This is a genomic window from Agromyces aureus (assembly GCF_001660485.1).
Taxonomy (GTDB): Bacteria; Actinomycetota; Actinomycetes; order Actinomycetales; family Microbacteriaceae; genus Agromyces; species Agromyces aureus.
The window spans coordinates 1247503-1259077 of sequence record NZ_CP013979.1 but is presented as its reverse complement, the minus strand read 5'-3'; the positions used below and the strand labels follow the sequence as shown (position 1 = coordinate 1259077).

Here is an 11575-nt window from a genome sequence, read left to right as displayed (position 1 = left end):
TGCTGGGTCGGCCCCACGGCCGGTCGCCTCCCCAGCGACCCGAACCCAGCACAGGAACCACCAGTGAACCCCATCGCCCTCATCGGAGCGGGCCCCTCCGGCCTCGCCGGTGCTCGCGCGCTCAGCCGCGCCGGCATCCCCTTCCACGGATTCGAGGCCGGCGCCGACGTCGGCGGCCTCTGGAACATCGACAACCCGCGCTCGACCATGTACGAGTCGGCCCACCTCATCTCGAGCCGCACGACGACCGAGTTCGCCGAGTTCCCGATGCGCTCCACGGCCGACTACCCGAGCCACCGCGAGCTGCTCCGGTACTTCGGGGAGTACGCCGACGAGTTCGGCCTCCGCGAGCACTACAGCTTCGCGACGCGCGTGACCTCGGTCGAGCCGCTGCCGGTCGCCGATGGCGAGACGCCGGGCGCGAGCGGATGGCGCGTGATCGCGATCGGCCCCGACGGCGAGACCTCGGGCGACTACTCCGCCGTCGTGCTCGCCAACGGCACGCTCGCCGAGCCCAATGCGCCCTCGTTCCGGGGCGAGTTCTCGGGCGAGATCTTGCACACGAGCGCCTACAAGTCGCCGAAGGTGTTCGACGGCAGGCGCGTGCTCATCATCGGCGCCGGCAACTCGGGCTGCGACATCGCGGTCGACGCGGTGCACCACGCGGCATCCGTCGACCTGTCCGTGCGACGCGGGTACTACTTCGTGCCCCGCTACCTCTTCGGCAGGCCGTCGGACACGCTCAACCAGGGCCGACCGCTGCCCGCGCCGATCAAGCAGTTCATCGACAAGCGCGTGCTGCAGGCGTTCACGGGCGACCCGGTGCGGTTCGGGTTCCCGAAGCCCGACTACAGGATCTACGAATCGCACCCGATCGTGAACACGCTGATCCTCAACCACCTCGGCCAGGGCGACCTGCGCATCGTGCCCGACCTCGACCGCTTCGACGGCAGCACGGTGCACTTCTCCGACGGCACCTCGGGCGAGTACGACCTCGTCATGCTCGCGACCGGGTACCACCTCGACTACCCGTTCGTCGATCGCGAGCACCTGAACTGGACGGCGGCCTCGCCGAAGCTCTACCTCAACATGTTCCCGCCGTCGTTCAACGGCCTCTTCGTGCTCGGCATGATCGAGGCGTCGGGCATCGGCTGGCAGGGTCGCGCCGAGCAGGCCGAGCTCATCGCCGCCTACCTCGCGGCCCAGCGCGACGCCCCGGAAGCGGCAGCGGCGTTCCGATCCAGGGCGGATGCCGCGTGGCCCGACCTCAGCGGCGGGTACCGGTACCTCGGGCTCGAACGCATGTCGTACTACGTCAACAAGGACGCCTACCGGCGCACCGTGAAGAAACTGCTCGGCACGCTGCCCGCGGCATCCGCCTCGAAGCAGACGGTCAGCGCATGAACATCGACGACGTCGTCCTGAACTTCACGCCCGGCTCGATGATCGCCCTGAACATCGTGCTCGGGTTCATCATGTTCGGCATCGCGCTCGACACCGCGCCGTCGGACTTCACGGCCGTGCTCAAGGCCCCGAAGGCGATGATCATCGCGATGCTCGCGCAGATCATCCTGCTGCCGGCCGTGACCTTCGGGCTCACGCTGCTGCTGAACGTGCAGGCCTCGATCGCGCTCGGCATGATCCTCGTGGCGTGCTGCCCGCCTGGCAACATCTCGCAGGTGCTCACGTACCGTGCGCGCGGCAACGTGGCGCTCTCGGTGTCGATGACGGCCGTCGCGAACGTGCTGTACATCTTCATCCTGCCGATCAGCGTCGTGTTCTGGGGCAGCCTGCACCCGACCGCGTCGGAGCTCGTGCGCACCGTGAGCCTGAACGGCTGGCAGATGCTGCTCGAGATCTTCCTCATCATCGGCCTGCCGTTCTTCGCGGGTCTCTTCATCCGCGCCAAGTGGCCGCGGTTCGCCGGCCGCGTGCAGCCCTACGCCCGCTGGATCAGCCTCGCCGCGCTCGTCGGCTTCATCGCGATCGCCCTCATCGGCAACTGGGCGATCTTCATGGCGTACATCGGCGTCGTGCTCGTCGCCGTGTTCCTGCACGATGCGATCGCGCTCGGCCTCGGTTACGCGAGCGCGCGCATCGGCGGCCTGCCGAGCCGCGAGCGCAAGGCCATCACGTTCGAGGTCGGGATCCGCAACGCGGGCCTCGGCCTGGGCCTCGTGTTCACCTTCTTCGGCGGCCTCGGCGGCATGGCGATCGTCGCCGGCTGGTGGGGCATCTGGGACATCGTCGCGGGGCTCCTGCTCGCGACGGCCTGGGCTCGCGTCACCAGGAGAGCGGATGCCGCGTACGCGGCGTCGCACGCCTCCACGGCATCGAGCGGGCCCGGCGCCGACGGCGACCCGGTCGGCGACGCGCCGGTCTCCCCTGGCTCCCCCGGCGACGGCGGCCGCACTGCGCGCCCGGAGGCCTCCGCATGAGGCGCGTCCTCGTGACCGGCGGCAGCGGATTCCTCGGATCCAACGCCGTGCGCGCGCTCGCCGCCCACCCCGGCGTGGAGCTCGTCGTGTCGGGCGACGTACGGCCGCCCGCGGCATCCGCCCCCGACCGCGTTGTCGTCGAGAGCTGCGACGTGACGGATGCCACGACCGTCTCGGCCGTCGTCGAACGCCACGCGATCGACACGATCGTGCACCTCGCCGCCATCGTGAACCCCGGCGGACTCAGCGAAGAGGTCGAGCGCCGCGTCGACGTCGACGGCACCCGCAACGTGCTCGAGGCAGCCGTCGCGCACGGCGTGACGCGCATCGTCGTGTCGTCGTCGGGCGCGGCCTACGGCTACCACGCCGACAGCCCCGAGTGGCTGACCGAGTCCGACCCGATCCGCGGCAACGAGGAGTTCAGCTACTCGCGGCACAAGCGCCTCGTCGAGGAGATGCTCGCCTCCTATCGCGAGTCGCACCCCGAGCTCGGACAGGTCGTGCTGCGCATCGGCACGATCCTCGGCCCGTCGGTGTCGAACCAGATCACGGCGCTCTGGGAGGGACGGCGCATCCTCAAGATCCGCGGCTCCGAGAGCCCGTTCGTGTTCATCTGGGTCGACGACGTCGTGGGCGCCATCGTGCAGGGCGCGACGGGTTCGGCGACCGGGGCGTTCAACGTCGCCGGCGACGGCAAGGTCACCGTGAGCGAGATCGCCGAGGCGTTCGGCACGCCCACGCTCGAGCTCTCGCCCGGCCTGCTCGCCGGTGCGCTGCGCGTCGGCCACGCCCTGCGGTTGACGGTGCACGACGCGAACCGCGTCGGGTTCCTGCAGTACCGCCCCGTGCTCGACAACGCGCGCCTCAAGCGCGTGCTCGGCTACACGCCCGCCAAGACGAGCCGGCAGGCGTTCGACGCCTACCTCGCGGCGCGACATCCGGAGCTCGCCGCTCGCGCCTAACCCGCCGCACCGCGTTCCCGACCTGCCGAACTCCGGATGTCGCGGGCGACACGCCGAACACCCGGCACCCCCGCGCGGCGCGTCGCCCGTCGGCATCCGGAGTTCGGCCGCTCGACGTCGTTCGAGCCGCGCGTTCTTTTCGACCGCGCGGCTCGGGTAGACTGTCCGAGGCTCCTCACGTGGCGCCATCCAGGCCAACTCCCCCAGGGCGGAAACGCAGCAAGGGTAACCGGGCTCTGGCGGGTGCGTGAGGGGTCACTGGAGAATTCGCCTAGTGGCCTATGGCGCACGCTTGGAAAGCGTGTTGGGTGCAAGCCCTCGGGGGTTCGAATCCCCCATTCTCCGCAGATGACGAAAGCGCTCGCCCGAAGGGTGGGCGCTTTCGTCATCTCTGGACACTGCGATTCGAGGAGGAGGGAGGGCGGAGCCCGACCGACGGGGTCCCCCATTCTCCGCAGATGACGAAAGCGCTCGCCCGAAGGGTGGGCGCTTTCGTCATCTCTGGACACTGCGGATTCGGGGAGGAGCGAGGCCCAGCAGCGACGCAGTCGGGTCCTGCGCCGTGCATGCTCATCGGTGCTGCGGAGTCAACCCCCTGATCCGGCGAGCGCACTCGACGGATGCTGGAGGCAGACACTCCAACAACCGAATCGAGACAGTGCCATGAAGGACGACCCGCACGCTGCGCAACGGGACGAGCAGGACCTCCAGGACGAAGCCGTCGCGGCTGCCGAACAGCACCAGCACGCAGAGGAAGAGGCCGACGCGGATGAGCAGGTCGTCGTCCGCGACGCCGGCCCCGGCGAGACCGACGAACGGCCGGCGCAGTGAGCGCCGTCCTCGAGGGCCCGCACTACCAGCGGATGCAGCACCTCAGCGGATTGCCGCCGATCGGTCTTTGGTGGCCGATGCTGGAACCCGTGCTCCGGCAGGAGATCCTCGACGATCCGCACGCACGCCTCCGGATCGTCGTGGTTCGGCGGATCTTCGAGCTCTGCGATCTCGACCCCATCCGACCGCCGCGGGCCGGCGTTCACCTCACCGAGAACGAGCAGGCCTACATCGCGGGATGGTCGCACTCGATCGGCCGCGGCCACTGACGGTTATCTCGTCGACGAACGACAGGAGATCTCGAGCGGGTCCATCGCCAGAGTGACGCGCCGCGGCATCCGTGTCCTCATTAATGCCGAATAGCGCACGCACCCCGCTCTCGCGCATGATTTCAGAGATGTCAGCGGCGAAGGTGGATGCACGGAGTGGGGACGCAGGGGGCTCCTCCATCGTGGCCGGGGCAGTAAGGGGCGACGGCCTCAGGGTGCATACCCTGAGGCCGCGTCGCACCCTCGGCCGGAACATCGGCTTCTCGATCGCCGCACTCGTGCTGCCGATCCTCGCGACGCAGCTGTGGGTGCTCGACCCCACCGGCGCCTGGGCCGTCGTGGCCTGGGCTGGAGCGGTCATCGCCGCTCTGCTCGTGTTCGCGTGGATCGCGTACCAGCGCACGCAGGCGACCGTCAGCCGCTACGGCATCGTCGAGCGCGGGTTCTTCGGCGGCACGTACACGATCCGCGCGAGCGACATCGCGACGGTGCTGCGCGTGCAGCTCTATCGCGGCTCGAGCCTCGACACGACGCAGGAGCTCTTCGTCGTCAACCGGGCCGGGCGCGGCGTGTTCCGCATGCGCGGTCGCTTCTGGAACACCTCGACCATGGACCGGGTCGCGAAGATCCTCGACGTCGAGGAGACCGTGCGCACGGAGCCCGTCACGCTCGCCGAGCTGCGCGAGACCGACCCGAACCTGCTCTACTGGTTCGAGCGCCGGTCGCTGACGCGCTGACGGCTGCGTCTTCGGCTTCGTCTTTCGGCGAGCGCTGGTCTCGAGACGCTTCGCTCCTCGACCGGCGCAGGGTTCAGCGGGCGGTCGGGATGCCGAGCAGCGGCGAGTTCGGCGTGCTCGAGGGCAGCTCGACGAAGCCGAGGCGGTCGTAGAACGCGCGGGCGCCGACGTTGCCGGGGTCCATGCTGAGGTGCAGGCCGGGCACCCCGCGCTCGGCGAGCGCATCGCGCAGGGTGTCGATGAGTCGGCGGCCGAAGCCCTGGCCCTGCAGTTCGGGCAGCAGGTCGATGTGCAGGTGCGCGGGGTACGCGTCGAGGCCGGCGATGAGCATGCGCTCGGGCTTGCGGCCCGCGTCGAGCAGCTCCTGCTCGGTGAACTTCGGCGAGCTCCCGGTGTCGGGTCCGGGGTGCGGATGCCGCGACACGAAGCCCGGCGTCCACTCGCGCTTCCACCAGTCGACGAAGGCCGCGGTGTCGGCCACGCCGAGGATGTAGCCGACGGCCCGGCCCGCTCCGTCGTCGACGACGAACGCCAGGTCGGGCGCGTACGTCACGTAGGGCAGCGCGAAGACCTCGGGCATGAGCAGGTCGTCGGAGTACACGCCCGTCGCGTCGCCGCCACCCGCGGCCGTGAGCGTGCAGATGCGCGCGACGTCGGCACGATCCGACGCCCGGTACGAGCGGATGAACGGATGCCGCGGCGCGACGACGGCGGCTTCGGCTGAGGTCTGTTCGGGCACGAACGGCGAGCCTACGGCATCCGGATGAACCTCGCTCATCGTCGGCGCCGCGTACCGAAGATGCCCTGCACGACGCTCGTGAGCACGTCGCGCGTGGCCTTCGAGCCGAGCACCTGCTCGAGCACCGAGGCGTCCTTGGCCCGCGAGGACCCGGTGCTACGCGACGAGCCCGACCCCGTGCGCGACGTGCCGGAGGTGCGCTTCATCATGCGGTCGTACTCGGCCTGCGCCGCCTTCTCCTCCTTGGCGCGCTGCTTGTCGACGGCGGCCTGCTGCTTGGCGAACTCCGCGTCGGCCTTCGCCTTCGCAGCGGCGTCCTCGGCGGCCTGCGCAACGGCCGCGGCGGCGTTCATCTTGGCCGTCAGGATCTCGCGCGCCGATTCGCGGTCGACGGCGGTGCCGTACTTCGCCTGCAACGGCGAGGCCGCGACGGCGGCGTCGATCGCGGCATCCGGAGTCGGCGACATGAGGGCCTGCGGGGCACGCAGGCGGGTCCACGCGACGGGCGACGGCGCCCCCTTCTCGTTCATGACCGTGACGATCGCCTCACCCGTGCCGAGGGTGGTGAGCACCTCCTCGAGCGCGTAGCCCGACTTGGGGTACGTCGAGACCGTCGCCCGCAGCGCCTTGGCGTCGTCGGGCGTGAACGCACGCAGCTGGTGCTGCACCCGCGAGCCGAGCTGGGCGAGCACGTCGGCCGGCACGTCCTTCGGGGTCTGCGTGACGAAGAAGATGCCGACGCCCTTCGAGCGGATGAGGCGCACGGTCTGCACGACCTGCTGCAGGAAGTCCTTCGAGGCGTCGGCGAAGAGCAGGTGCGCCTCGTCGAAGAAGAAGACGAGCTTGGGCTTGTCGAGGTCGCCGACCTCGGGCAGGTCGTTGAAGAGGTCGGCGAGCAACCACATCAGGAACGTCGAGTACAGCGCGGGCTTGTCGGCGACGCCCGGCACCTCGAGCAGGCTCACGATGCCGCGGCCGTCGGATGCGACGCGCAGGAACTCCGCCGTGTCGATCTCGGGTTCGCCGAAGAACGCGTCGGCGCCCGCCTCCGAGAACGCGACGAGCTCGCGCAGGATGACTCCGACGGTCGCCTTCGAGAGCCCGCCGAGGCCGTCGAGCTCGCCTTTGCCCTCGGCGCTCGTGAGGTACTGCAGCACCGCACGAAGGTCTTCGAGGTCGAGGAGCGCGAGCCCCTGGTTCTCGGCGTAGTGGAACACGAGCCCGAGGCTCGACTCCTGCGTGTCGTTGAGGCCGAGCACCTTGCTGAGCAACAGGGGTCCGAAGCCGGCGACGGTCGCCCGGATCGGCACGCCCTTGCCGATGCCGCCGAGCGAGAAGAACTCCACGGGGAAGGATGCCGCCTCCCACGCCTGACCGATGCCGGCCGTGCGCTTCAACAGCTTCTCGTTGCCTTCGCCCGGCGTGGCGATGCCCGAGAGGTCGCCCTTGATGTCGGCCGCGAACACGGCGACCCCGTTGGCGGCGAGCTGCTCGGCGAGCACCTGCAGCGTGCGCGTCTTGCCCGTGCCGGTCGCGCCCGCGACGAGCCCGTGCCGGTTGGTCATCGCGAGCGGAATGCGCACCTGCACGTCGGGCAGCGCCTCGCCGTTCACGAGCGCGCCCATTTCGAGCGCGGCGCCCTCGAAGGTGTATCCCGAACGGATGCCGGCGACGCCGTCGGCGTCGAGCGGTGCTTCGGGCGCGGGCGTCGCGTTCGCCGCGGCATCCGTCGCTCCTTGCTGCGCCTCGGCCGCGGCCTGCGCGAGCGCCGCCGCCTCTTCGGCCCTGCGGATCGCCTCCGCGGCCTGCGCCTGCAGCGCCTCCGCTGCCGCTGCCGCGGCTGCCGCCGCCTCCTGTGCCTGCTTGACTGCGTCGTCCCCCATGCGGCAATGCTAGCGACGCGACTCGACCGGGCGACCGGACGCGGGCGCGGCGCGCCGGGCGGTCGGGGACGCGCGGTCGACTACTTGAGCCGGATGGACTTCGGCAGCTGCGCGGGCTTGGTGATGCCGAGGCGCTTCATGCGGACGGCGGAGTTCAGGTACAGGAAGGCGAGCACGACGTACGTCAGGACCACGCTGATCCAGTCACCGATTCCGGCCGAGATGCCCTCGACGCCCGCGAGCACGAGAACGAGGCCGAGCAGCGAGAGTGCCGCGAGACCGGCGAAGAGGGTCCCGAGCCGACGACTCAGCGTCGGCCAGGCGGTCATGCGCCACCACGCCCGCGGCGCGGCGACGGGCTCGTCCCGCCCACGGAAGATGCGCACTGCGAGAGCGAACGCGACGACCCCGCCGAGCAGGTTGACGTACTGGGCGACGACCACCGGCACGCCGATCGAGGCGAGCGTGTTGACGATCACGTACCCGACGATCCACGCGACGGCGATGTAGAGCACCTTGAACTCCCAGCGCACGATCCGGAAGTCGAGGATTCGCCGCATGGTTCGCTCCGTCTTCGGTCGTTCGGTGGGTCGCCCAAACGTACTGCACCGGATGCCAGGCGCCGGGGCACCGCGACGCGCGCCGCGCGGCGCAACCGCCCGCAGGTCACGACGGGAACGGCAGCGCGCGCCCCGTCTCGATCCACGACTTGAAGCTCGAGAGCACGAGAGGCCAGGTCTCGGCGGTCTCCGCCTCGGCGGGATGCGCGTCGCTCCACCGGTCGTTCGTGAACGTGAGCTTGGTGAGGTCGTCGCCCGCCGCCTCGAGGCGCCAGGTCATGCGACTCGTGAGCTCGGCGTGGTTCTCGCGGTAGGTCGGCCCGGGGTGCTCGGTGAGCTGCAGCAGCGCGCCGGGCTCGGCCGCCAGCACCTCCCCGTAGACGTGCACGGTCTCGTCGCCGTCCTGCCCGGGGCCGACGTACTCGTAGCGGCTGCCGGGCGTCAGCTCGCCACGCAGCGCCGAGCCCCACATGACCGCGCGGCTGCCCTCCTCGCCTGTGATCGCATCCCACACGCGCTGCGGATCGGCGGCGATGTACAGGGTCGTCTCGAAGTCGCTCATCTGTCCTCCTCGGTTCGTCACGACGCCTCGTCGCGACATCCGTCACGCTACGGATGCCGCGGGCGGGCGTCTTGAACAAACGCGACCGGTACGCGGGGCGGTCACCTGCCGTCCATCTCGCGCGTTGCTGCGGACTCGGACTCCCGGATCGGGAATGCCGATTCCGCCTCATCGTTGAGGCGGAACTGGCACTCGCCGATTCGAGAACGGTCTGCTGGGAACCGAGCGGGCGAGGTCGGCGGCCCTGGCCATACTGATGGAATGAGGGATGGCGGGGTGCACGACGGCGCGATGCAGGAGGGCGCGATGCACGCCGAAACGGCGGGCGACGAGTACTGGCGCTCGCGTGCGGGCGCGGCGGTCAAGGGCGTGCTCGCGGGGCCGGCCGGCGAGCCGGGCATCGCGCCGCTCGCCGAGGCGGCGGCCGAGCAGGCCGCCTCGCCGGCCGCACCGGTCCGGCTCGCGCGCCACGCGGTGAGCGCCGACCTCGCCCAGCTCGTGCGGCACGTATGGATCCCCCGCTGGCGCCTGCCACCCGGCGTCGTCATCGAGCAGGGCGTGCTCGAGTACCCGTCGGCGAACCTCGTGATCGACGCAACGTCGGCGGCGCTCCACGGGCCGGCGCTCGGGCGCGGATTCCAGCGGCTCGAGGGCGACGGGGCGGCGCTCGGCGCGCTGCTGCAGCCCGGCGTCTCCCGGCGCCTCGCGCCCGGAGCCGTGCGTGCGCTCATCGGCTCCTCGGTGCCGCTCGCCGAACTCCGCGGCGTCGATGCGGCGAGCGCCGCAGCACTCGCCGCCGACATCCGCTCCGCGCTCGACGCCGACGACGATGCGGGCGCACTCGACGCGTTCGAGCACTGGCTGCGCGGGCTTCGCCTCGAGCTCGACGCCGATGCCGCGCTCGTCGGCCTGATCGTCGAGCTCGCCGAGATCGACCGCTCGATCGTGCGCGCCGAGCATCTCGCCGAGTCCGCCGGACTCGGCCTCCGGGCCCTGCAACGCCTCGTGCGCGAGCAGCTCGGGCTGACCCCGAAATGGCTCATCGGGCGGTACCGCATGCAGGAGGCGGCGCAGGTGCTCGCGGCACCCGACGCTCCCCCGCTGGCCGACCTCGCGGCGTCGCTCGGTTTCGCCGACCAGGCGCACTTCTCGCGGCAGTTCCGCGCCGTGATCGGCGAGACGCCCCGTGCCTACGCGCGCGCCGCCGCATCGGGTGCGGCCGCGACATCCGGTCCCGGCTCGACCAGGACCGACCCGGCCGGGACCGGCTGACCTGCGCGCCGCCGCCCCTGTCGCCGGGTGGATGAGCGCCATAGTGTTGAACCCGTGAGTCCTTCGAAGGGCGACGCCACGACGATCGAGGTCGACGGGCACGAGGTGCGCATCTCGAGCCCGGGCAAGGTCGTGTTCCCCGAGCCGGGCATCACCAAGCTCGACCTCGTGCACTACTACCTCGCCGTGGCCGACGGGGCCCTGCGCGGCGCCGGCGGGCGCCCGATGGTGCTGAAGCGCTTCGTGAAGGGCATCGGCGCCGAGGCGTTCTTCCAGAAGCGCGTGCCCGAGAACCACCCCGACTACGTCGACACCGCGACGCTGCACTACGCGCGCGGCACCTCGGCTGAAGAAGCGGTGATCCGCAACCGGGCGGCGCTCGCCTGGGTCGTGAACCTCGGATGCCTCGACCTGAACCCGCACCCCGTGCGAGCCGAGGACCTCGACCACCCCGACGAGCTCCGCGTGGATCTCGACCCGATGCCCGGCGTCGACTGGGCGCAGATCATCGACGTGGCCATGGTCGCCCGCGAGGTGCTCGCCGACCACGGGCTCGTCGGCTGGCCGAAGACCTCGGGCTCGCGAGGCCTGCACATCACCGTGCGCATCGAGCCGCGATGGGACTTCCGCGAGGTGCGGCTCGCCGCCGAGACGCTCGCGCGCGAGGTCGAGAACCGCGCACCGGGCATGGCCTCGGCGCGCTGGTGGAAGGAGGAGCGGGGCGAGAGCGTGTTCGTCGACTTCAACCAGAACGCGAAGGACCGCACGGTCGCCTCGGCGTACTCGGTGCGACCGCTTCCCGATGCGCGCGTGTCGACCCCGCTCGACTGGAGCGAGGTGCGGGGCTCGAACCCCGAGCGCTTCACCGTGCCGACCGTGCTCGAGCGGTACGCCGAACGCGGCGACGCGGCATCCGGAATCGACGACGCGACCCCCGGAAGCCTCGACGGGTTGCTTCGCCTGGCCGAGGAGCTCGGGCCGGCCGAGAAGCCGCCGCGCGCGGGCGACGGGGCGGGGCGGCGCGCCTCGACCATGCCGCTCATCGAGATCGCGCGCACGAAGACGAAGCCCGAGGCGCTCGACGCCCTCGAGCGCTGGAAGGCCAGGCACCCGGGCGTCGTCGCGCAGCTGCACCCCGCCGACGTACTCGTCGACGGCATGCGCGGGTCGAGCTCGCTCTGGTACCGCGTGCGCGTCAACCTGCAGCACGTGCCCGAGGGCGAGCGGCCCGAGCAGGAGCCGTTGATCGCCGACTACGATCCTCCCCACGACCACTCCACGCATCGCTGACGCGCTGCGCGGAGCCTCCGGTCGCGTGGGCC

At 71.0% G+C, this 11575-nt stretch carries 12 protein-coding genes, 1 tRNA gene and 1 other RNA gene; 10 read left to right on the top strand and 4 right to left on the bottom strand.

Going from position 1 to position 11575, the window contains the following annotated elements; all coding sequences use genetic code 11:
• The first annotated feature begins 63 nt into the window (after nt 1-63).
• The 8 genes from ATC03_RS05370 (at nt 64) to ATC03_RS05340 (ending at nt 5237) form a co-directional block, all read left to right on the top strand.
• A complete protein-coding gene (locus ATC03_RS05370) occupies nt 64-1404 on the top strand; it encodes a flavin-containing monooxygenase (RefSeq protein ID WP_067874066.1) in 1341 nt (446 codons plus the stop codon).
• Nucleotides 1401-2438, top strand: a complete 1038-nt coding sequence (locus ATC03_RS05365) for a bile acid:sodium symporter family protein (RefSeq protein ID WP_084003306.1) — start codon at nt 1401-1403, stop codon at nt 2436-2438. The genes ATC03_RS05370 and ATC03_RS05365 overlap by 4 nt, the downstream gene beginning before the upstream one ends.
• Nucleotides 2435-3400 carry an SDR family oxidoreductase gene (locus ATC03_RS05360; RefSeq protein WP_067874063.1) on the top strand — a complete coding sequence of 322 codons (966 nt, stop codon included), beginning with the start codon at nt 2435-2437 and terminating at the stop codon, nt 3398-3400. The genes ATC03_RS05365 and ATC03_RS05360 overlap by 4 nt, the downstream gene beginning before the upstream one ends.
• Nucleotides 3401-3566: 166 nt before the next feature.
• Nucleotides 3567-3663, top strand: an RNA gene (gene ffs, locus ATC03_RS05355) — signal recognition particle sRNA small type.
• Nucleotides 3661-3745, top strand: a tRNA-Ser gene (locus ATC03_RS05350). Before ffs ends, ATC03_RS05350 begins: the two co-directional genes overlap by 3 nt.
• Nucleotides 3746-4063: 318 nt before the next feature.
• Nucleotides 4064-4231, top strand: coding sequence for a hypothetical protein (locus tag ATC03_RS20515; protein WP_156997195.1), 168 nt, complete (start codon nt 4064-4066; stop codon nt 4229-4231).
• The gene (locus tag ATC03_RS05345; RefSeq protein WP_067874059.1) at nt 4228-4500 is read left to right on the top strand and encodes a hypothetical protein; all 273 of its coding nucleotides are present in this window, start codon (nt 4228-4230) and stop codon (nt 4498-4500) included. The genes ATC03_RS20515 and ATC03_RS05345 overlap by 4 nt, the downstream gene beginning before the upstream one ends.
• 215 nt (nt 4501-4715) lie before the next feature.
• Entirely contained in the window at nt 4716-5237 is a 522-nt protein-coding gene (locus ATC03_RS05340; protein WP_067874055.1) for a hypothetical protein, read from the top strand.
• 73 nt (nt 5238-5310) lie between these two features.
• On the opposite strand, the gene ATC03_RS05335 is transcribed toward ATC03_RS05340, so the two are convergent.
• The 4 genes from ATC03_RS05335 to ATC03_RS05320 all read right to left on the bottom strand — a co-directional run bounded on the left by ATC03_RS05335 (nt 5311) and on the right by ATC03_RS05320 (nt 8981).
• On the bottom strand, nt 5311-5976 hold the full coding sequence (locus ATC03_RS05335; protein ID WP_067881509.1) for a GNAT family N-acetyltransferase: 666 nt from the start codon (nt 5974-5976) through the stop codon (nt 5311-5313).
• Nucleotides 5977-6011: 35 nt separating this feature from the next.
• Complete coding sequence (locus tag ATC03_RS05330) at nt 6012-7859, bottom strand: helicase HerA-like domain-containing protein (protein WP_067874051.1); 1848 nt, start codon at nt 7857-7859, stop codon at nt 6012-6014.
• Between the two features lie 80 nt (nt 7860-7939).
• Nucleotides 7940-8419, bottom strand: coding sequence for a hypothetical protein (locus ATC03_RS05325; RefSeq protein ID WP_067874047.1), 480 nt, complete (start codon nt 8417-8419; stop codon nt 7940-7942).
• 106 nt (nt 8420-8525) lie between these two features.
• Nucleotides 8526-8981 carry an SRPBCC domain-containing protein gene (locus ATC03_RS05320; RefSeq protein WP_067874045.1) on the bottom strand — a complete coding sequence of 152 codons (456 nt, stop codon included), beginning with the start codon at nt 8979-8981 and terminating at the stop codon, nt 8526-8528.
• Between the two features lie 306 nt (nt 8982-9287).
• On the opposite strand from ATC03_RS05320, the gene ATC03_RS05315 reads away from it, so the two are divergent.
• Together ATC03_RS05315 and ATC03_RS05310 are read left to right on the top strand one after the other, a co-directional pair.
• Nucleotides 9288-10253, top strand: a complete 966-nt coding sequence (locus tag ATC03_RS05315; RefSeq protein ID WP_084003692.1) for an AraC family transcriptional regulator — start codon at nt 9288-9290, stop codon at nt 10251-10253.
• Between the two features lie 54 nt (nt 10254-10307).
• Nucleotides 10308-11543, top strand: a complete 1236-nt coding sequence (locus ATC03_RS05310; RefSeq protein ID WP_067874043.1) for a DNA polymerase domain-containing protein — start codon at nt 10308-10310, stop codon at nt 11541-11543.
• Nucleotides 11544-11575: the final 32 nt, after the last annotated feature.